A 20852-nucleotide genomic window follows, 5' to 3' on the forward strand; every position below is an offset into this window, starting at 1 on the left:
CTATGGCCGAGCAGGGTGCCCCGCAGCGATGACGAAGGTGAAGGAGTCTTTGCGATGCCCGAGCTCAGCGTCGTCGTCCACGGTCCGAACACGCAGGACCGGCTGACCGGGCTCCTGGACTCCCTCGCCGGCCACCCGCACGGCGACGTCGAGGTGGTCGTCGCGGCGGTCGGCGCCTGGGCCCAGGAGACGGCCCGGCGCCACGCCCCGGACCTGCTGGTGCTTCCGCTGCCGGAGGGCACCGGCGACGCGGCGGCCCGCGCGGCGGGAGCGGCCCGCGCCTCGGGCCGCTGGCTGCACTTCGTGCACGCGTCCGACGGACTGCCCCCGGGCGGCCCGCGACTGGTCGCCGAACGCCTCGCGGAACTGCCGGACGAGGTCGACGTGTTCCTCTTCGACCACCTCCGCTCCACCTGGGAGACCTCCGGCCTGCCCTCCCCCGACGGCCGCCTGCTCGCCCGCGCGGGCCGCGCGCCCCGCCTCCTGGACGACATCGCCCGCAGCGCCCTGCGCGTCACCCCGCTGCTCGGCAACCGCGCACTGCGCACCTCGTTCTGGCGGGCGCACGAGGAGCGGCTCACCGCCGGCGACGAGGCGTTCGCGGCGTACGCGGCCCTGCTGCTCGCCGGCCAGGTCGCCGCCTGCGACCAGGTGGCCCACCTCCACCACGAACTGCGCCCCGAGAGCCTGCCGCCGGTCGCCCCCGAGGACCGCTACGCCCTCGTCGAGCGGTACACGGCCCTCCTGGACCTCGCGCGCGAACGCGCCGGCGACCGCACCGGAGCGGCCGCCCAGGTGCCGTACGCCGTGCTGTACGACGTCATGGTCCGCACCTGTCTGCGGACCTTCGCCCGCACCGCCCTGCCGGACGCCGTGGCGCGCGAGTTCTTCCGCCGGGCCGCCGACGCGGCCGTGCGGTACCGGCCGCCCGGATACCGCCGTCCCTCCGGGCCAGAGGGCATGCGCCGGGCCCTGCTGGAGGACGGCGCGTACAGCGGGTACCGGGCGTTCCAGGCCGCCAACCGGGCCCGCCGCACCACCCGCACGGCCGTACGGACCACGCGGCGCCGGATCGCGGGCGCGCTCGGCGACCGGCGGTACCGGGCGGCCCTGTCCCGGCCCGTCGATCCGGGGCTCGCCGTGTTCGCCGCGTACTGGTACCGGGGCGTGGCCTGCAACCCGGCGGCGATCGCGGCCAAGCTGACCGAACTCGCCCCGCAGATCCACCCGGTGTGGGTGGTCACCCCGGAGAACGCGGCGCTCCTCCCCCCGCACACCGACCATGTGCTCCCCGGCACCCCCCGCTACCGCGAGGTCATGGCGACCGCCAAGTACCTGGTCAACAACGTCAACTTCCCGAACGCCGTCGTGAAGCGCCCGGACGCCGTCCACCTCCAGACCCACCACGGCACCCCGCTCAAGCGCATGGGCGTGGACCAGATGGACTTCCCGGCCGCCGCCAAGGGGCTGGACTTCCCCGCCCTGCTGTCCCGGATCGACAAGTGGGACTTCAGCGTCTCCGCGAACAGCCACTCGACCCGGATGTGGGAGCGCGCGTACCCGTCCCGCTTCGTCTCCCTCGACCACGGCTATCCGCGCAACGACGTGTACTACCGCGCCACGGCCGCCGACATCCGGGCGATCCGTGCCCGTCTGGGCATCGCCCCGGAGCGCCGCGCGATCCTCTACGCCCCCACCCACCGCGACTACGAGGCCGGCTGGACCCCCCGCCTCGACCTCGCCACCCTCGCCGACCGGCTGGGCGAGGACACCGTCCTGCTGGTGCGCGGCCACTACTTCTACGACGGCACGCCCTCCCCGCTGACCGCGCTGCGCCGCACCGGCCGGATCATCGACGTCTCCTCCTACGACCCGGTCGAGGACCTGGCGCTGGCCGCCGACGCGCTGGTCACGGACTACTCGTCGATCATGTTCGACTACGCCAACCTGGACCGCCCGATCGTCGTGTACGCCGACGACTGGGAGACGTACCGCTCCACCCGCGGGGTCTACTTCGACCTGATGGCCGAGCCGCCGGGCCAGGTGGCCCGCACCCAGGCCGAGCTGACCGAGATCCTCGCCACCGAGGCCTGGCAGGACGAGGGCGCCGCCAAGGCACGGGCCGCGTTCCGCCGCCGGTTCTGCGAGTACGACGACGGGCACGCCGCCGAACGGGTCGTCCGCCGGGTCTTCCTCGGCGAGAGCGAGGACGCCCTGCCGCCCGTGGTCCCGCCGGAGGACCGCACGCCCGCGCCGAGCCCCCGGGAGGCCGTATGACTCCGGACGTCACGGTGACGGTCATCGTCTACAACGACGCCGACCGTCTCCCCCGGGCCGTGGAGTCGGTGCTCCGGCAGACCCACGGCAACATCGAGATCATCATCAGCGACGACCACTCCACCGACGGGACACCGTTCGTCGCCCGGGAGTTCGCGGCCCGCGACCCCCGCGTCCGGCATCTGCGGCTGCCGGAGAACAGCGGCGGGTGCAGCGCCCCGCGCAACCGCGCCCTGGACGTCGCGACGGCCCCGTACGCGATGTTCCTCGACAGCGACGACGAACTCACCGAGGACGCGGTCGAGCTGCTGCTCGCGGCCCACCGGGAACGGGAGATCGACTTCGCGATGGGCGCGGTCGTCCGGGTCCGCGAGGACAGCGGCCGCCGCACCCGGTGGATGCCGCACCTGGTCGCCGAGCGGCGCACGGTCCTCGGCATCGAGTCCGAGCCGCGGCTGCTCTTCGAGCACCTGTCGACGAGCAAGATGTACGCCCGTGCCTTCCTGGACCGGCACGACCTGCGGTTCCCCGAGGGCATCCACTACGAGGACCAGCTGTTCACCACGCAGGCGTACTGCCTCGCCAAGGAGTTCACGATCATCCCGGAGCCGGTGTACCGCTGGCACATCGCTCCCTTCGCGGCCGCCGACACCGCCTCCATCTCCAACCAGCGCGACCGGCTCGACAACGTCCGCGACCGGGTCGCCGTCCAGCGGCTCATCGACGACTTCCTCACCGAGAGCGGCCACGGCGGCCTGCGCGAGGACAAGGACTACAAGTTCCTCAAGCACGACTTCCGGATGTACGCGGGCGACCTGCCCTACCGGGACGACCCCTGGCTGGCCTCGTTCGCCGACCTCATGACCCCCTACCTCGACACGCTCTCCCCCGCGGCCTACGCCCGGCTGCCCCGGCCGGAACGCGTGGTGCTCCAGCTGGTGCGCGAGCGGCGCTTCCCCGAGGCCCGGCTGGCCGCGCGCGGCCTCGGCCACGGGGTGGCGCCCCGGCAGGTCACCCCGGACGCCGACGGACGCGTCTACTGGGGAGACACCGTCCCCTCGGACGACCTGGCCCGCCGCGAGCTGGACGTCACCGACCTGGAGCTGGACACCCGCCCCTTCCGCGGCGCCCTGTTCCGGCACGAGATCACCGAGCTCACCCGGGGCCCCGGCGCCTCCGTCGACCTCGCCGTGCGCACCTACGACCCGGGGCTTCGGCTGCCCGTCGGACCGGTCCGGGCGAGCCTCGTCGTCGCCCCGGGCCGGCGCCGCCTCAAGGTGCCGTTCCGGCTCACCCCGGTGCGCCCCGGCGTCTTCGAGGGCCGGGTCCACCTGGACCTGACGGCGGCACCGATCCCCCGGCACGGCTTCGCGGGCGTCCGCCACCCCCTGCTCCGTATCGAGCACCAGGGCCTCGCCCACTCCGCCGTCCTGCTGGCCCCCCTGTCCTTCCCCGTCCTCACCACCCGGATCGGGCACCACTCCGGCACGGCCCCGCACCGGGTGACCATCGAGCCGGAGAACCGCGGTCCGGGGCGTCTGCAGATCCGCTGGCAGCCGGTCGGCGTGACGGCCCGGCTGGTGCGCCCGGTGGTACGCCGCCTCGACCGGCCGAGGGTGCGCAGGGCGGCCCGCCTCGTGCGGACCGTGCTGCGGTAGGGACGGTCAGCGGGCCGGGGGCGCCGTCACCTCGTACAGCACCTGCCCGTCCGGGCCGTCGGCCACCCTGCGCAGCCCTTCCCCGGCCGTGCTCCCCCGGTCCACCACCCAGCGCACCCCGTACGCCCGCACGATCGCGCGCCGCGCCTCCCGCGAGGTGCCCGGCGCGAAGTACGTCCGCACGGCCGCCGCCCGCCGGTCCTCGTCGGGCAGGAAGAAGTCGGGGTAGCCGGGCGCCACGGTGTACGGGCCGTACGCCGGGATCTGCCGGGCGGGCAGGGTGCGGGCCATGACGACGTCGCCGTACCGCACCCACGGGGTCAGCCAGTGGTACCCGTTCCACGGCTCCCGGTACTTGTCGGCGACCGCGCCCGGCAGGGCGGTGCGCGGCACGACGTAGCCCACCGTGCCGGCCTGCGTCCACGCGCCGGCCAGCAGCGCCGCCGTCAGGGCCGCCGCCCAGGCGGTGCGCCGGCGGCCGGGCCGGGCACCGGCGACCGCGAGCGCGGCGGCGAGCTGCGCCGGGATCACCACGGCGGGCAGGGCCCGGCCCCACGAGTAGTGCCCGCTCAGCCAGCCGGCCGCGACGACCAGCACCCCGAGACCGAAGAACAGCACCAGCGGATCGCGCCGGTCCCTGCGCCACCTCGGTACGAGCGCCGCCACCCCGAGCAGCACCAGCCAGTACCGGCCGAACAGGTCCCGGTACAGGCCCCGGTGCACCGACTCCAGGTCGGCCCCGGCCCCGAACAGCGCGAAGAAGTCGTAGTACGGCCACGCCCACAGGACCAGCGCGCCGACCGCGAGGGCGCCCGCGAGCCGTGCCGCCATCGCGCGTCCCGGACGCCCGGCGGCCACCGTGGCGAGGGCGCCGAGCGAGGCGACGACCCCGGAGAACTGGTGGCTGAGCAGGATCACCGCCCACAGCACGCCGAGCCCGAGCCACACCCCCCAGCCGGCCCGCGCCCGCACGGCCCCGGCCAGCCACGCCCACAGATGGAAGGCCAGCCCCAGCGCGAACACGCTCGGATACGACACCGTCAGCGCCAGGGAGTTCAGCCCCAGGAAGCCGCTCCACGCGAACAGGGACGTCCCCCACAGGAAGACCAGGCACAGCAGGGCGAGCGCGGGGGCCGCCCGGTCGGCGGTCAGCGTCCGCACGTACCGCCAGACGCCGGTGACCAGCAGCGCCAGCCCGGCCAGCGCGCCGATCCGGAGCACCACGAAGACGGACAGCCCGGTCACCCGCGCCACACAGCCCAGGACCAGCATCCACGGCGAGTAGTAGGGGCTGGGCGTGTCCGCGTCGACCAGGGGGTTGCCGGGGTCGGCCAGGCTGTGGCGCAGCCGTTCGACGGTCGCCGCGTGCATGCCGAGGTCCCCGGCCCACGGGAGCCGGACGATCACCAGGAGCAGCAGGACGAGGACCAGCGCGCCGGCGGCCCCCGCGACGACCGCCGCCTTCGGCGGCATGGCCCGGATCGTGCTCACACGGGCACTGTAATTCCCGTTTCGCCCGCTGTGCGGGAGGCCGGATGCGGGAGCGCCCCGGACCGGTGGGGTCCGGGGCGCTCCGCCGCGCGTCCGCCTCAGGCGGCCGGGCGGATCAGGTGTGCGACCGCAGCAGCGTGCGCATGGTGCGCATCGCCACCGAGAGGTTCGCCAGGTCGAAGGAGTCCGAGCCGCGGATCTCCTCCAGCGTGGTGCGGGCCCGGCTCAGGATCGCGGCGTTCTTGCGCTCCCAGGCCTCGAAGCGCTGCTCGGGCGTCGCGGTGCCGTCGCCGACCGCCAGGACGTCCGAGGTGAGCGCCGCGTGGGCGGCGTACAGGTCCTCGCGGATGGAGGCGCGGGCCATGGACTGCCAGCGGTCGGACCGCGGCAGCTCGATGATCCGGTCCATGAGCTGGCTGATGTGCAGCCGGTCACCGAGGTCGTAGTAGACCTCGGCGACGTCCATCGGGTCCTTGCCCATGCGGTCGGCCACCGAGACGATGTCGAGCGTCGGGAAGGCCGAGGAGAACCCGGCGACCCGCTGGGCCAGTTCGACGGGCACCCCGGCGTCGGTCAGCTCGTCGTGGATCTGCTGGTACCAGTCCAGGTCGGCGCCGCGCAGCAGCTTCGGCAGCTGCGACCAGACCTGCTCCACCCGGTCGGCGAAGAAGTCGATGGTGTCGGCGAGGGCGAGCGGCTGCTGCCGGTTGTTCAGCAGCCAGCGCGTGCCGCGTTCGACCAGGCGCCGCGAGTGCAGCCGGATCCGGGTCTGGACGGCGGCCTCGACCTTGTTGTCGAGGGCCTCGACCGCGTCCCACACCTCCGCCTGGCGGAAGATCGCGCGGGCCACGGTCTGCGCCCGGACGATCTCCTCCAGGGAGGCCCCGGTCTCCTCGCGCAGCCGGTGCAGATACGTCGTACCGCCCGTGTTGACCGTGTCGTTGACCAGGACGGTCGTGGTGATCTCACGGCGCAGCGGGTGGCTGACGAGGTGCTCGGGGAACCGCTCGCGCAGCGCCGTCGGGAAGTAGGAGTGCAGCAGCGTGCTCAGATACGGGTCGTCCGGCAGCGAGGTGTGCAGCAGCTCCTCGGCGACCGTGATCTTCGTGTACGCCATCAGCACGGCCGTCTCGGGGCCGGTCAGGCCGTGGTCGTGGCTCAGGCGTTCGCGGATCTGCCGGTCCGTGGGCAGGAACTCCAGCGCACGGTCCAGGTGCCCCTCCCTGACCAGGTGCTTCATGAAGCGCTGCTGGGCGTGGAGCATGTCCTTGGACTGGGCGAGGGCGTTGGCGATCGCCGTGTTCTGCGCGTAGTTGTTGCGCAGGACCAGGCGGCCGACCTCGTCCGTCATCTCGGCGAGCAGCTTGTTGCGCTGCTTGACCGTCATGTCGCCGTCGGCGACCAGGCCGTTGAGCAGGATCTTGATGTTCACCTCGTGGTCGGAGGTGTCCACGCCCGCGCTGTTGTCGATGGCGTCGGTGTTGATCCGGCCGCCCTGGCGCGCGAACTCGATGCGGCCGAGCTGGGTCAGGCCCAGGTTGCCGCCCTCGCCGACGACCTTGACGCGCAGGTCGGCGCCGTCGACGCGGATGGCGTCGTTGGCCTTGTCGCCGACGTCGGCGTTCGACTCGGTGCTGGCCTTGACGTAGGTGCCGATGCCGCCGTTCCACAGCAGGTCCACCGGGGCCTGGAGGATGGCCTTCATCAGCTCGGCCGGGGTCATCTTGGAGACCTTGCCCTCGATGCCCAGGGCCTCGCGGATGTGCGCGTTGACGCTGATGGCCTTGGCGCTGCGCGGGAAGACGCCGCCACCGGCCGACAGCAGCGAGGTGTCGTAGTCCTCCCAGCTGGAGCGCGGCAGCTCGAACAGGCGCCGGCGCTCGGCGTAGGAGGTCGCCGCGTCCGGGTTCGGGTCGATGAAGATGTGCCGGTGGTCGAAGGCGGCGACCAGCCGGATGTGCTCGCTGAGCAGCATGCCGTTACCGAACACGTCACCGGACATGTCGCCGATGCCGACGACCGTGAAGTCCTCGCTCTGCGTGTCGACGCCGAGCTCGCGGAAGTGCCGCTTGACGGACTCCCAGGCGCCGCGGGCGGTGATGCCCATGCCCTTGTGGTCGTAGCCGGCCGAGCCGCCGGAGGCGAACGCGTCCCCGAGCCAGAAGTCGTAGGACTCGGCGACCTCGTTGGCGATGTCGGAGAACTTCGCGGTGCCCTTGTCGGCGGCGACGACGAGGTAGGTGTCGTCCCCGTCGTGGCGGACGACGTCCGCCGGGGGCACGACCTCGCCGGCCACCATGTTGTCGGTGATGTCGAGCAGCGCCGAGATGAACGTGCGGTAGCTGGCGATGCCCTCCGCCATCCAGGCGTCCCGGTCCACGGCCGGGTCGGGCAGCTGCTTGGCGACGAAGCCGCCCTTGGCGCCGACCGGCACGATCACGGTGTTCTTGACCATCTGCGCCTTGACCAGGCCGAGGATCTCCGTGCGGAAGTCCTCACGGCGGTCGGACCAGCGCAGACCGCCGCGCGCGACCTTGCCGAAGCGCAGGTGCACGCCCTCGACGCGCGGCGAGTACACCCAGATCTCGTACGCCGGGCGGGGTGCCGGGAGGTCCGGGATGGCCTGCGGGTCGAACTTCATGGAGACGTAGTCGTGCGGCTCGCCCGCGGCCGCCGCCTGGAAGAAGTTGGTGCGCAGGGTCGCCTTGATGACGGTGAGGAAGGACCGCAGGATCCGGTCCTCGTCGAGGCTCGCCACCTGGTCCAGGGCCGCGTCCAGCTCCTCGAGCAGCGCGTCCACGATCTCGCGGCCCGCGCGCTGGCGGTCCGGCGACAGCCGCGCCTCGAACAGGGAGACGAGGAGGCGGGTGGTGTGGACGTTGTGGCGGAGGGTGTCCTCCATGTAGTCCTGCGAGAAGGTCGACCCGGCCTGCCGCAGGTACTTGGCGTACGCCCGCAGCACCATCGCCTGCCGCCAGGTCAGCCCGGCGCTCAGCACGAGGGCGTTGAAGCCGTCGTTCTCGGCCTTGCCGGTCCACGTGGCGGCGAACGCCTCGGAGAACCGCTCGCGCGCGTCGTCGCCCGCGTAGTCGGCGGCCGCGGCGTGGTTCGGCATGCGCAGGCCGAAGTCGTAGATCCAGGCGACGCTGCGGTCGGAGCAGCGCAGCTCGTAGGGCCGCTCGTCGACGACCTCGACGCCGAGCCGGCTGAGCACCGGCAGGACGGCCGACAGCGAGACGGCGGAGCCCTTGCGGTAGATCTTGAAGCGGCGCTCGTCGGGGGCGGCGCCGACCGGCTCGTACAGGCTCAGCGAGAAGTCCTTCTCCTCGGTGAGCTGTTCGATGTGGACGAGGTCGGAGACCGCGGAGCGCGGGGAGTGGTCGGCCTTGTAGCCCTCGGGGAAGGCGTTGCCGTAGCGGCGCAGCAGTTCGGCGGCGTGCTCCTCGCCGAGTTCCGCGTTCAGCGCGTCGGCGAAGCCGTCGGCCCAGGACCGGGCGGCGTCCACCAGCCGGGCCTCGATGCGCTCCTTGTCGGCGTCGGAGAGCTGCGGCAGCTCGGTGCCCTGCGGGACGCGGACCACGAAGTGCAGCCGGGACAGGATCGACTCGGTGTTCCAGGCGGTGAAGTCGACGCTGATGCCGCCGAGCTCCTCCTTGAGGATGTCGATGATCCGCAGGCGTACGCCGGTGGTGTAGCGGTCGCGGGGGAGGTAGACGAGGGCCGAGTAGTAGCGGCCGTATTCGTCCTGGCGCAGGTACAGCCGCAGCCGGCGGCGCTCCTGGAGGTAGAGGACCGAGGTGGCGATGGTCCGCAGCTCGTCGACCGGGGTCTGGAAGAGCTCGTCGCGCGGGTAGGTCTCCAGGATCTGGAGCAGGTCGCGCCCGTCGTGGCTGTGCGGGGAGAAGCCGGCGCCGCTGAGCACCTCGTCGACCTTGCGGCGGATCACGGGGACGCGGCGCACGGACTCGGTGTAGGCGGCCGAGGAGAACAGGCCCAGGAAGCGGCGCTCGCCGACGACCTCGCCGTTCTCGTCGAACTTCTTCACGCCGACGTAGTCGAGGTACGACGGCCGGTGGACGGTGGCCCGGCTGTTGGCCTTGGTGAGGATGAGCAGCTTGTGCTCGCGGGCCTTGGCGCGGGCGTCGGCGGGCAGCCGCTCGAAGGACGGGCTGACCGGGTGGTCGTCGTTCTCGGAGTGGTGCGGGTCCGAGCGCAGTATGCCCAGGCCGGTGCCCGGCACGGCGGCCAGCGAGTCGTCCTCGCGCAGCTCGTACTCGCGGTAGCCGAGGAAGGTGAAGTGGTCGTCGGCCAGCCAGCGCAGCAGCTCGCGGGCCTCCTCGATCTCCTGCTCGCGCAGGTCGGAGTGGGGCTCGTGGGGCAGTTCGTCGGCCATGCGCAGGGCCGCGTCCCGCATCTTGCTCCAGTCCTCGACGGCCTCGCGGACGTCGGACAGGACGCGCAGCAGGTCGGCGGTGATCTGCTTGAGGTCGCCGCGGTCCGTCTCCCGGTCGATCTCGACGTGGATCCAGGACTCGATGTGCGTGTCGTGCGGCAGGTCGCCCTCGGGCGCCGCGGGCAGCACCTCGATGAGCTTGCCGGTCAGGTCGCGGCGGACGACGACCAGGGGGTGGATGACCAGATGGATCCCCCGCCCCTGCCGGGTCAGCTCGTTGGTGACGGAGTCCACCAGGAACGGCATGTCGTCGGTGACCACCTCGACGACCGAGTGGCTGCAGGTCCAGCCGTTCTCCTCGACCGTCGGCGTGTGGACCCGGACGTTCGCCGTGCCCTGCGGGCGGTTCTCGGCCAGCCGGTAGTGCGAGAAAGCGGCTCCGAAGACGTCGACCGGGTCGCGGTCGAGCAGGTCCTCCGGTGCGGTGTGCAGGTAGTAGCGCTGGAGGAACGAGAGCACCGTGTCGTGGTCCGGGGTGCCGGAACCGCCCTCGCCCTTGGTCCCGGTCGGTAGGTGCCCCCCGACCGGGCTGTTCTCAGCTACCCGGGCGGCCCGTTCGAGCAGCTCGGCCTTGGCTTCGTCCAGCTTGGTCTGCATTGTCCTCTGGCTCCTGTCGCGCGCCGTTGCGTGACGTTGAAGGAAGTACGGTCTCTTCCCCTCCGGCGTGACGCCGCGACGCGGGGTGTCCGGTCTGCTTCGACGCTATGCCGAGAGGTGAGATGAGCGGGGGTATATGAGCCATTCTTGAGCTGCCCAGGGGGTGTGACGCCGCTCTCCGCGGCACCCGGGCCCGGGGGACCGATCTCGTCCCGGGGGCCCGTACGCCCCCCTCCCGCCCGTGAGGACCAGCGAGCGGCGCCCGGTCACGGATGTCCTCCGTGGTCGCCGGGCGCGGGGCAGGGGCATCGTCGCCCCCGCGAGCTATCGCGCTGATCACGCCACCCAGGCTATCGCTCCGCACAGGGGGCCCGTCATGAGCCGTATGTGTACAAAACCGGGGGGTGAACTTTGACGTTCTGCACAGGGACGAACCGGGCGGGCGGGGCGTAACTGGCGGGGCGGGACACCCGGGGGCAGCCTGGTGAGCAGACGCTCCGGGCACCGGAGCGGGCCACGGCGCCGGAATCCGGCCGTCCGTTCGCGCCCCGCGTCCGAAAAGAGCGGTCGCCTCCCCGCCGCACGGTCTTGCCACGTCCCGCGCGCGGCGGCACGTTGCCCAGGGACCGGCCGGACGGAGCCGCCGGCCCGGCAAGGAGAGGAGCCCGGCATGACAGCGAAGATCCTCATCGTCACCGGCGACGCCGCGGAGTCGCTGGAGGTCCTCTACCCCTACCAGCGCCTGCGCGAGGAGGGCTACGAGGTCCACATCGCGGCGCCCACCCGCAAGACGCTGCGGTTCGTCGTGCACGACTTCGAACCCGGATTCGACACCTACACCGAGAAACCCGGCTACACCTGGCCGGCCGACCTCGCCTTCTCCGAGGTGGACCCCGGCGCCTACGTGGCCGTCGTCATCCCGGGAGGCCGGGCGCCCGAGTATCTGCGCAACGACCCCGAGCTGCGGAAGATCCTCAAGTCGTTCTTCGACTCCGACAAGCCGGTCGCGCAGATCTGCCACGGCCCCCTGGTCACCGCCGCGGTCGACACCCTGCGCGGCCGCCGGGTCACGGCCTATCCGGCCCTGGAGCTGGACATGCAGGCCGCGGGCGCCACCTTCCAGGACGCCGAGGCCGTCGTCGACGGCACCCTCGTGTCGTCCCGCGCCTGGCCGGACCACTCCGCGTGGATGCGCGAGTTCCTCACGGTGCTGCGGGCGAAGGCGCCGGTGAGCTGAGGCCCGCCACCGCTGTGGGGCGGGGCCGGCACCGGTGCCGCCTCAGGCGGCCAGCCGCTCCGCCTCGGCGACGGCCTCCGCGAGCGTGTCCACGACCGGCACGCCGACCGTCTCCAGGCTGGCCCGGCTGTGCGAGCCGCCCGTGTAGAGCACGGCCCGCGCGCCCACGTGCAGCGCGGCCACCGCGTCGTCGGCGGCGTCCCCGATCACCACCGTGCGCGTCGGGTCCACGCCCGCCAGCGCCTCGATGTGCCGCACCATGTGCTCGGCCTTGCTGCCGCCGGACGGCCCGACCCGGCCATCGACGCGCAGGAAGTGCCCCTCGATGCCGAACCGCCGCACCAGCGGCACCAGCTCGTCGTGCACGTACATGCTGAGGATCGACTGGCTGCGCCCCGCCGACCGCCAGCCCGACAGCAGCTCCGCCACGCCCTCGGTGAGCCCGCACGACACCCGGTGCTCCGCGTAGTACCGGTGGAAGGTCACGTCCATGACCTCCCACTCGGCCTCCGTCGGCAGCCGGCCGAGCAGCCGCTCGTAGAACTTCGGCACCGGTACGCAGTACAGCGCCCGGTACTGCTCGATCGTGATCGGGGCGAGCCCCAGCTCCCCGAAGGCCGCATTCGTCGCCCCGATGATCGCGTCGTTGTCGTGGAACAGCGTCCCGTTCCAGTCCCAGACGATGTGCGCCCCTGACTGCTTCCCCATGCCGAAAACCGTACCCGGCCGCACCGACAATCAAGAGGGGGCCAGGTCAGTCCGCCAGTCCGACCAGGTTCGGGATCTCCTGCGTGGCGTACCAGAGCAGCTCGTGGTCCTCGGCGCCGTCCACGACGAACTGGGCGTCGTCGTCCCCGCCGTCCGCCGCCGGCAGCGCGGCCGCGGCCGCCGCCACGTCCGCCTCGGCGTCGTCGGCGTCCACGTGCACCGCGGCGGCCTTCGCCAGCCGCACGCTCCCGGAGACCCGCACCTCGCCCAGCGCCGACGGGTCCAGTCCCCGGTCCGGGTCGGCGACGGCCGCCTTGTCCGGCACGTCCACGGCGACCACGACCCGGCGGCGCCGCGCGCCCGGGTCCGCCGCGAGCAGCCGCAGCGAGGCCAGGGCGGCCCGGTTCAGCGCGGCGTACTCCAACTCCTCGATGTCATCGGAGAGATACCACTCGCGCAGCGCCGGGGTGACCGCGTACGCGACGAGCCCGGCCCCCAGATCACCCGTCCTGTGCGCCTCGGCGAGAGCGGGGAGGGTCAGGGGGACGTAGACGCGCATGACTGACCGCTTTCTCGTACTCGCTCGGGTGGCTCGACAGCACCTCGGGCGGGCCGTTTCCACGCCGTCCGAGGCGGCCACCAGGATACGTGGGGGCGTCCCCTTTCGAGTCCCCCTCACCTCTCCCCCTCACGTCCACCCCCGTCCGCCGATTCACCCGGTGCCGCCCCGCCGGCACGGGCCCTTGCACCCCCACCTCACCCTGATAGGTGAACCTTCCCGCCGCTCCGACCCGGGCTCCCGCTTCCTTGCCGCCGCCCCGGACGACCCCATACAAGATCAGCGAGCACGAAGTTACCGCCCGGTATGCACCGGGCCCGCCGATCGGGGACTCCATGAACAAGGTCATGACCAGGACCGCCCAGCACCGCCCCGGCAGCCGCCCGCCGTCCCGCCGTGACACCCGCCGCCCCGCCGGCTCCCCGCCCCGCACACCGAGCGGCGGCACCTCCCGTACGACGTCCCCGGGCGCCCGGCCCCCGGGCTCCCCCGGCAGCACCCCGCCCCGGTCCCGCACCCGCCCCGCGGACGGCCGCCCGGCCACCGCACCGAGCGCGGGAACGGCCGTCCCCCGGCCCACGGACGTCTTCGCCGACCGCCTGCTCCTCGTCCTGAGCGGCCAGCGCCCCGTGCACTCGATGCTCCGCCACACCGCGGGCCGCGCCTACGACGACCTCGCCCACCTCGCCGAGCGCGGCCCCCTGCGCACCCGCGGCACCCGCCCGGTCGTCCGCGACCTCGGCTGGTTCGAACCCCGCCCCGGCGCCGTCGAGGTCTTCGCCCGCATCGGCGCCGGCGACCAACTCCGCGCGATGGCCTTCCGCATCGAACAGGGCCCCGACCTCCGCTGGCGCTGCACGGCGGTGGAACTGGGCGGGACCAGGGGGCGACGCGGGGAGGATGACTGAGCGGGGGCGGACGGCTGCTGCCTGACCGGGGGCTCCTTGTCATCGCCACGCCGCTGACCGGTCGCGCGCCGTGGCGTGCCTGACCGGGGGCCCGGCATCGGTCACCGCTGACCGGTCACCCGCCGCGACCTGCCTTGCCGGGGCCCCGGCAGCGCTCGCTGGTGACCGGTCGCGCGCCGCGACGTGCCTGTGTCGGCGGCGCCCCCGACAGCATCGGCGCTGGCCACCGGTCATAAGCCGGGGCGTGCCCGGCCGGGGGCGCCGGTGACCGGCTGCGGCGTGCTTGGCCGGGGCTCCCGGCTTGGGCGCCGCTGGCCGTTGCGGCTGCTTGGCCGGGGCGTACCCGGCTTGGGCGCCGGTGACCACGGCTGCGGTGTGCTGGACCGGGGCGCCCGGCATGGGCGCCGGTGACCGTTGCGGCGTGCGGGCCTGGGGGCAGGCACCGACCAGGCCCCTCACGGCCGTACCGCGACGCGGCAGCCGAGGCGGCGTGACGGGCGGCGGCTACCTACCCGTCCGGGACCCCGGCATCGGCACACCAGTGACCGATCGCCCCCCCCCCCGCGCGCATGCCTGACCTGGGGACGCCCCGGCAAGGGTGCCAGGTGACCGGCTGCGGGCGTGCCGCCCTGGGAAGGGCACCGGCTCCGCGCGGCCGTCCCACGACGCGCCAGCCGACCCGGACAGGCCAGGCGGCGGCTGCGCGCCCGCCCATAGGGCCCCGGTACCCCCACGCCGGGCCCGACTGCCCGCCGCGGCGCGCCCGATCGAGGGCGCCCCGGCATGGGCATCGGTGACCGGCTGCGGCGTCCCGACCGGAGGAAGGGCACCAGCCCCCAGGCAAGCGGTCCCACGATGCGCCGGCCGAGCCCTCAGAGCGGCGGACGGCCGCGCGCAGGGGCGGCCAGGCCGCCCGGAGCGTGGCGGGCGCCCGGGCGGACGCCACCGACCCTCCGCCGCCAACCGACCCACCCGGCCCACACACGGCAAAGGGCCGGATCCTCCCGAAGGAGGCCCGGCCCTGCCGACCGTCGCGCCCGCCAAGACGCGTCCCGGTTACTTCTTGCGCCGGCGCCCGCCGCGCGCCTGCTTGCGGCGCTCCGCGCGCGTGAGGCCGTCGGCCTCGGACCGCACCGGCTCGTCGCCGTTGTCGAAGTCGCCCTCGACGATGTCACCCTCGCCGTCGACCTTGGGCGCGGTGTAGTGCAGCCGGTCCGGACGGCGCGGCGCCTCCAGGCCCTTGGCGCGGATCTCGGGGCGCGCACCCGCCTGCGCGGGCACCGCGTCCTGCTTCTCCAGGTCCGCCACCGGCTTGGTGTCCTCGACCGGGACCTCCTCGACCTGCTGCTCGACCTGGACCTCCAGGTTGAACAGGTAGCCGACGGACTCCTCCTTGATGCCCTCCATCATGGCGGTGAACATGTCGAAGCCCTCGCGCTGGTACTCGACCAGCGGGTCCTTCTGCGCCATCGCGCGCAGGCCGATGCCCTCCTGGAGGTAGTCCATCTCGTAGAGGTGCTCGCGCCACTTGCGGTCCAGGACCGACAGCACGACCCGGCGCTCCAGCTCCCGCATGATCTCGGAGCCGAGCTGCGCCTCACGCGCCTGGTACTGCTCGCGGATGTCGTCCTTGATGGACTCGGCGATGAAGTCCGCGGTGAGCCCGGCACGGTCGCCGGCCGCCTCCTCCAGCTCCTCGATGGTGACCTTCACCGGGTAGAGCTGCTTGAAGGCGCCCCACAGCCGGTCCAGGTCCCACTCCTCGGCGAAGCCCTCGGCGGTCTCCGCGGCGACGTAGGCGTCGATCGTGTCGTCCATGAAGTGCTGCACCTGCTCCTGCAGGTCCTCGCCCTCCAGGACGCGGCGGCGCTCGCCGTAGATGACCTCGCGCTGGCGGTTGAGGACCTCGTCGTACTTCAGGACGTTCTTACGGGTCTCGAAGTTCTGCGTCTCGACCTGCGACTGCGCGGAGGCGATCGCGCGCGTGACCATCTTGTTCTCGATCGGCACGTCGTCCGGCACGTTCGCCATGGACATCACGCGCTCGACCATCTGGGCCTTGAACAGGCGCATCAGGTCGTCACCGAGGGACAGGTAGAAGCGGGACTCACCCGGGTCGCCCTGACGGCCGGAACGACCGCGCAGCTGGTTGTCGATCCGGCGCGACTCATGCCGCTCGGTACCGAGGACGTAGAGGCCGCCGAGCTTCTCGACCTCTTCCTTCTCGGCCTTCACCGCCTGCTCGGCCCGCTCCAGGGCGGCCGGCAGATAGTGCGCCCACTCCTCGATGTGCTCCTCCGGGTCGAGGCCCCGCTGGCGCAGCTCGGCCTCGGCGAGGTCCTCGGGGTTGCCGCCGAGCTTGATGTCGGTACCACGGCCGGCCATGTTGGTGGCCACGGTGACCGCGCCCTTGCGCCCGGCCTGGGCGACGATGATCGCCTCACGGTCGTGCTGCTTGGCGTTGAGCACCTCGTGCTGCACACCGCGCTTGCTGAGCTGCTGCGACAGGTACTCGGACTTCTCGACCGACGTCGTGCCGACGAGGATCGGCTGGCCCTTCTCGTGCTTCTCGACGATGTCGTCGACGACCGCCTCGAACTTCGCGACCTCGGTGCGGTAGATCAGGTCGGACTGGTCCTTGCGGACCATCGGCCGGTTCGTCGGGATGGGCACCACGCCGAGCTTGTAGATCTGGTGGAACTCGGCGGCCTCGGTCATCGCCGTACCGGTCATGCCGGACAGGCCCGGCATCTCCTTGCCGTTGTGGTCGTGCCGCTTGTACAGGCGGAAGAAGTTCTGGAGGGTGATCGTGGCGAGGGTCTGGTTCTCGTCCTTGATCGGCACGCCCTCCTTGGCCTCGATGGCCTGGTGCATGCCCTCGTTGTAACGGCGGCCGGCGAGGATACGTCCGGTGTGCTCGTCGACGATCATGACCTCGTCGTCGATGATGACGTAGTCCTTGTCCTTCTTGAAGAGCTCCTTCGCCTTGATGGCGTTGTTCAGGTAGCCCACCAGAGGGGTGTTGACCGACTCGTAGAGGTTGTCGATGCCCAGCCAGTCCTCGACCTTGGCGACGCCGGACTCGTGGATGGCGACGGTGCGCTTCTTCTCGTCGACGTCGTAGTCGCCGGTCTCCTCGAGGCCCTTGAGCGGGTTGCCGGGCTCGCCGCGCTTGAGGCGCGTGACCAGCTTGGCGAAGTCGCCGTACCACTTGGTGGCCTGGTCGGCCGGGCCGGAGATGATCAGCGGCGTACGGGCCTCGTCGATGAGGATGGAGTCGACCTCGTCGACGATCGCGAAGTTGTGGCCGCGCTGGACCAGCTCGTCCTGCGACCACGCCATGTTGTCGCGGAGGTAGTCGAAGCCGAACTCGTTGTTCGTGCCGTAGGTGATGTCGCAGGCGTACTGCTCGCGGCGCTGGGCCGGCGTCATGTTGGCGAGGATGCAGCCGACGCTCAGGCCCAGGAACTTGTGGACGCGGCCCATCATCTCGGAGTCGCGCTCGGCCAGGTAGTCGTTGACCGTGATGAGGTGGACGCCCTCGCCGGACAGCGCGTTCAGGTACGCGGGCAGCGTGCCGACGAGCGTCTTGCCCTCACCGGTCTTCATCTCGGCCACGTAGCCGAGGTGGAGCGCCGCGCCACCCATGATCTGCACGTCGTAGTGACGCTGGCCCAGGACGCGCTTGGCCGCCTCGCGCACGGTGGCGAACGCCTCGGGCAGCAGGTCGTCCAGCGTCTCGCCGTCGGCGTAGCGCTGCTTGTACTCATCGGTGAGGGCCCGCAGCTCGGCGTCGGAGAGGTCGACGAAGTCCTCTTCGATGGAGTTGACCTGGTCCGCGATGCGGTGCAGCTTGCGCAGGATCTTACCTTCGCCTGCACGCATGATCTTCGAGAGGACGGACACGGGGGTTGGTCTCCTTGCCGGTCGGGCCTGGGACGGTCGGTTTTCCTTCTGACGTGACTGAGCAACGGCCATCGTATGCGAGGACCCCGCCGCGCCGGGAGCCTGCCGGGGGCGCCGGGCCTCCGCTCCTTCGAATGTCCGTCAAAGGGACAACGGCCGGGGGTGTCGGATGGTGCCGCGTTCCGCCGCTGAATTGTGCCGAACGCGGTCGCGCGCTCACTCCCCGCGCCCGTGTCCCGCTCCTCCGCCGCGTATTCGGATGGCGCGCCGTGGGGGCCTTTGAGGAGAATCGGCCGATGGAACCCGCCACGCTCACCACCGGCCGCCTCCTGATGCGCACGGTCGGCCCGGGCGACACCGATGCCGTGTACGAGGCCGCCCAGGACCCCGACATCCAGCGCTGGACGACCATCCCGTCCCCTTATCTGCGCGAGCACGCCCACAGCTTCACGCACGAACTGGTCCCGGAGGGCTGGCGGAACGGCTCGATGTTCACGTGGGGGCTGTTCCTCCCCCGCGACGGGGACCTGGTCGGCATGATCGGCCTCACGATGCGTTCCATGAGCTCCGCCGAGATCGGCTACTGGGGCACCAAGAAGCACCGCGGCCGCGGCTATGTCACGGAGGCGGTGCTCGCCGTGTCCCGGTGGGCCTTCTCCGATCTGCTCGTGGACCGCGTGGAGTGGCGCGCCGAGGCGGGCAACGGGCCCTCCCGCGCGGTCGCCGAGCGCGCCGGCTTCACGGTCGAGGGCACCCTGCGCTCCGCCCTGATCCACCAGGGCGTGCGCCGCGACTGCTGGGTGGGTTCCCTGCTCCCGTCCGACCTGGGTCTGCCGTCCACGGCCCCCTATCTGCCCGCGCGCCGGCCGCCGTCGTAGTCCCGCCGGGGCCGTCCCCGACGACGTCGCAGTTCACGCCCGAGTGTCAGTGCCACGTCCTAAGGTGCGCACCATGACGACCCCGCGCCCCACCCTCCACCTCTCGGCCGACGAGGCCCGTCGCATCGTGCTGCGCGCGCAGGGCTTCCTAGGCGCCCCCGACCGCCGGGGCGGCGTCCGCGGCGTCCTGCGGCACCTCGGCGCGGTCCAGCTCGACACGATCTCCGTGCTGGCCCGCAGCCATGAACTCGTCCCGTACGCCCGCCTGGGCGCCGTCGGCCGCAAGACGGTCGAGGCCGCCTACTGGACCGACACGCACGCCTTCGAGTACTGGTCGCACGCCGCCTGCATCCTGCCCGTGGAGGAGTGGCCGCACTTCGCGTTCCGGCGCCGCGCCTACCGCGCCCGCCCGCAGTGGCATCACGAGCTCCCCGAGGGCGCCTACGACCAGGTGATCAAGCAGCTCCGCGCGGAGGGCCCGCTGACCGCGACCGAGCTGGGCGGCGCCAAACGCACCAGCGAGTGGTGGGACTGGTCGGGCGCGAAGGTCGCCGTCGAGCGCGCCCTGATGTACGGCGAGGTGGTGTGCGTGGAGCGCCGCGGCTGGAAGCGCCTGTACGACCTCGCCGAGCGGGCCATCCCCGCGTCCCTGCTGCACGACGAGCTGGACGACGCCGAGTGCCTGCGACGGCTCGTCGGCCTGGCCGGTCAGGCGCTCGGGGTGGGCACCCGCGCGGACATCGCCGACTACCACCGGCTGAAGGGCGAGCAGGTCGACGCCGTGATCGCCGACTCGGGGCTGGTGCCGGTGACGGTGGAGGGCTGGGCCAAGCCGGCCTGGGCGGACCCGGCGGCGCTCGGCACACCACCGCGCGGCCGTCACCGTACGACTTTGCTGTCGCCGTTCGACTCGCTGATCTGGGAGCGGGCGCGCACGGAGCGGATCTTCGGCTTCACCCACCGTCTGGAGGCGTACGTCCCCCGGCAGAAGCGTGTCCACGGGTACTTCGCCATGCCGGTCCTGGCCGGCGGCCGTCTGGTCGGCCGGGTCGATCCGGCCCGGGAGGGCCGCACCCTGGTGGCGAAGCAGGTCTCGCTGGCCGGCCCGAAGGCGGTACCGGCGGTGGCGCAGGCGCTGGCCGAGGCGGCGGGCTGGGTCGGCTGCACGGACGCGCGGGTGGAGCGGGTCGACACCCCGGAGCTACGCGAACCGCTCGCGAGGGAGCTGGCCCTCCTGATGGCGTGACCCGCGAGGCCGTCCGGGGCCCGGGTCAGCGGATCTCGAGGATCTTCTCCCGCATCGCGTACACCACGGCCTCCATCCGGGAGTGCAGCTGCAGCTTCTCCAGGATGTTGCGCACGTGGTTCTTCACGGTGTTCTCCGAGATGAACAACTCCTTGGCGATGTCCCGGTTGTTCATCCCGGTGGCGACGAGCTTGAGCACCTCCAGCTCCCGGTCGGTGAGCCGCGGCGCGGGCACGAGCCGGCGCTCGTCCGTCCGCTGGATCATCGACTTGAACTCGGTGAGCAGCTTCGACGCCATGGACGGGCTGATCTGGGACTGCCCGTCGGCCACCGCGCGGATGGCGGTGGCGACCTCGTCCGTGGAGATCTCCTTGAGGAGGTAGCCGGTCGCGCCCGCCTTGATGGCGTCGTAGAGGTCGGCCTCCTCGTCGCTGATCGTCAGCATGATGATCTTCGCGCTGGGGGCCACCTCCTTGATGGAGGTGCAGGCCTCGATGCCGCCCCGCCGGGGCATGCGGACGTCCATCAGCACGATGTCGGGCAGCAGGTCGGCGGCCTTGTCGACGGCCTCGGCGCCGTCGCCCGCCTCCCCCACCACCTGGATGTCCTCCTCGGCGGCGAGCACGATCTCCAGTCCACGGCGGAACAGGGCGTGGTCGTCCACGACGAGGACTCTGATCGGCTCCTTGCGCGGAGAGCCCGCGTCCGGGCCCGCGCCGACGACATGACCGTCGGCGTCCTCGTCCCGCATCGGTCCGAAGCTGTCCGTCATGGTTCCTCCCCCTGAGGCTGTGGCTGGTCGCATGCCATCGCCAACCCAAGGCAGTGGCCCATCGGTTGGGCCGTCCGGTCATGATTCCATGCCTGGCCGACACTGCGGTGACGTGCGGGGCGCGAACTGGTCGCACACCGGTGCCCCTGGGGGCGCACACGC

The 20852-nt window shown here is 72.4% G+C and carries 12 protein-coding genes; 6 read left to right on the forward strand and 6 right to left on the reverse strand.

The window, feature by feature from the left end; genetic code table 11:
• Window positions 1-54 precede the first annotated feature (54 nt).
• Window positions 55-2277: a CDP-glycerol glycerophosphotransferase family protein gene (locus tag F8R89_RS14150; protein ID WP_151784314.1), complete on the forward strand. Its 2223-nt coding sequence runs from the start codon at window positions 55-57 to the stop codon at window positions 2275-2277.
• Window positions 2274-3935 carry a glycosyltransferase family 2 protein gene (locus F8R89_RS14155; protein ID WP_151784315.1) on the forward strand — a complete coding sequence of 554 codons (1662 nt, stop codon included), beginning with the start codon at window positions 2274-2276 and terminating at the stop codon, window positions 3933-3935. Before F8R89_RS14150 ends, F8R89_RS14155 begins: the two co-directional genes overlap by 4 nt.
• 6 nt (window positions 3936-3941) lie before the next feature.
• Here the strand turns inward: F8R89_RS14155 and F8R89_RS14160 are convergent, their stop codons facing one another.
• Window positions 3942-5408 (reverse strand): hypothetical protein, encoded by a 1467-nt coding sequence (locus F8R89_RS14160; RefSeq protein ID WP_151788122.1) that lies wholly within the window; start codon window positions 5406-5408, stop codon window positions 3942-3944.
• 133 nt (window positions 5409-5541) lie between these two features.
• Window positions 5542-10476 carry an NAD-glutamate dehydrogenase gene (locus F8R89_RS14165; protein WP_151784316.1) on the reverse strand — a complete coding sequence of 1645 codons (4935 nt, stop codon included), beginning with the start codon at window positions 10474-10476 and terminating at the stop codon, window positions 5542-5544.
• Between the two features lie 670 nt (window positions 10477-11146).
• On the opposite strand from F8R89_RS14165, the gene F8R89_RS14170 reads away from it, so the two are divergent.
• Entirely contained in the window at window positions 11147-11713 is a 567-nt protein-coding gene (locus F8R89_RS14170) for a DJ-1/PfpI family protein (protein WP_151784317.1), read from the forward strand.
• A gap of 42 nt (window positions 11714-11755) precedes the next feature.
• Here the strand turns inward: F8R89_RS14170 and F8R89_RS14175 are convergent, their stop codons facing one another.
• Both F8R89_RS14175 and F8R89_RS14180 read right to left on the reverse strand, forming a co-directional pair.
• The gene (locus F8R89_RS14175; protein WP_151784318.1) at window positions 11756-12421 is read right to left on the reverse strand and encodes an HAD family hydrolase; all 666 of its coding nucleotides are present in this window, start codon (window positions 12419-12421) and stop codon (window positions 11756-11758) included.
• A 46-nt stretch (window positions 12422-12467) separates the two neighbouring features.
• Complete coding sequence (locus tag F8R89_RS14180; protein ID WP_151784319.1) at window positions 12468-12980, reverse strand: DUF6912 family protein; 513 nt, start codon at window positions 12978-12980, stop codon at window positions 12468-12470.
• Window positions 12981-13315: 335 nt separating this feature from the next.
• Between F8R89_RS14180 and F8R89_RS14190 the strand changes: the two genes are divergently transcribed.
• Window positions 13316-13888, forward strand: a complete 573-nt coding sequence (locus F8R89_RS14190; protein ID WP_151784320.1) for an Rv3235 family protein — start codon at window positions 13316-13318, stop codon at window positions 13886-13888.
• A gap of 1056 nt (window positions 13889-14944) precedes the next feature.
• Here the strand turns inward: F8R89_RS14190 and secA are convergent.
• Window positions 14945-17794, reverse strand: a complete 2850-nt coding sequence (secA, locus tag F8R89_RS14195; protein ID WP_151784321.1) for a preprotein translocase subunit SecA — start codon at window positions 17792-17794, stop codon at window positions 14945-14947.
• Between the two features lie 296 nt (window positions 17795-18090).
• Here secA and F8R89_RS14200 point away from each other — a divergent pair, with 296 nt between their 5' ends.
• Together F8R89_RS14200 and F8R89_RS14205 are read left to right on the forward strand one after the other, a co-directional pair.
• The gene (locus F8R89_RS14200) at window positions 18091-18672 is read left to right on the forward strand and encodes a GNAT family N-acetyltransferase (protein WP_151784322.1); all 582 of its coding nucleotides are present in this window, start codon (window positions 18091-18093) and stop codon (window positions 18670-18672) included.
• A gap of 73 nt (window positions 18673-18745) precedes the next feature.
• A complete protein-coding gene (locus tag F8R89_RS14205; RefSeq protein WP_151784323.1) occupies window positions 18746-19918 on the forward strand; it encodes a winged helix-turn-helix domain-containing protein in 1173 nt (390 codons plus the stop codon).
• 25 nt (window positions 19919-19943) lie between these two features.
• Here F8R89_RS14205 and F8R89_RS14210 read toward each other — a convergent pair whose 3' ends face one another.
• Window positions 19944-20690 carry a response regulator gene (locus F8R89_RS14210; RefSeq protein WP_151784324.1) on the reverse strand — a complete coding sequence of 249 codons (747 nt, stop codon included), beginning with the start codon at window positions 20688-20690 and terminating at the stop codon, window positions 19944-19946.
• Window positions 20691-20852 lie beyond the last annotated feature (162 nt).

The sequence above is a fragment of the Streptomyces sp. SS1-1 genome (genome assembly GCF_008973465.1).
Lineage (GTDB): Bacteria > Actinomycetota > Actinomycetes > Streptomycetales > Streptomycetaceae > Streptomyces.

Coding starts and splice junctions, on each gene's coding strand:
- F8R89_RS14190 (WP_151784320.1), top strand. CDS start 13,316: ATGAACAAGGTCATGACCAGGACCGCCCAGCACCGCCCCGGCAGCCGC.
- F8R89_RS14150 (WP_151784314.1), top strand. CDS start 55: ATGCCCGAGCTCAGCGTCGTCGTCCACGGTCCGAACACGCAGGACCGG.
- F8R89_RS14200 (WP_151784322.1), top strand. CDS start 18,091: ATGGAACCCGCCACGCTCACCACCGGCCGCCTCCTGATGCGCACGGTC.
- F8R89_RS14160 (WP_151788122.1), bottom strand. CDS start 5,408: ATGCCGCCGAAGGCGGCGGTCGTCGCGGGGGCCGCCGGCGCGCTGGTC.
- F8R89_RS14155 (WP_151784315.1), top strand. CDS start 2,274: ATGACTCCGGACGTCACGGTGACGGTCATCGTCTACAACGACGCCGAC.
- F8R89_RS14205 (WP_151784323.1), top strand. CDS start 18,746: ATGACGACCCCGCGCCCCACCCTCCACCTCTCGGCCGACGAGGCCCGT.
- F8R89_RS14175 (WP_151784318.1), bottom strand. CDS start 12,421: ATGGGGAAGCAGTCAGGGGCGCACATCGTCTGGGACTGGAACGGGACG.
- F8R89_RS14180 (WP_151784319.1), bottom strand. CDS start 12,980: ATGCGCGTCTACGTCCCCCTGACCCTCCCCGCTCTCGCCGAGGCGCAC.
- F8R89_RS14210 (WP_151784324.1), bottom strand. CDS start 20,690: ATGACGGACAGCTTCGGACCGATGCGGGACGAGGACGCCGACGGTCAT.
- F8R89_RS14165 (WP_151784316.1), bottom strand. CDS start 10,476: ATGCAGACCAAGCTGGACGAAGCCAAGGCCGAGCTGCTCGAACGGGCC.
- F8R89_RS14170 (WP_151784317.1), top strand. CDS start 11,147: ATGACAGCGAAGATCCTCATCGTCACCGGCGACGCCGCGGAGTCGCTG.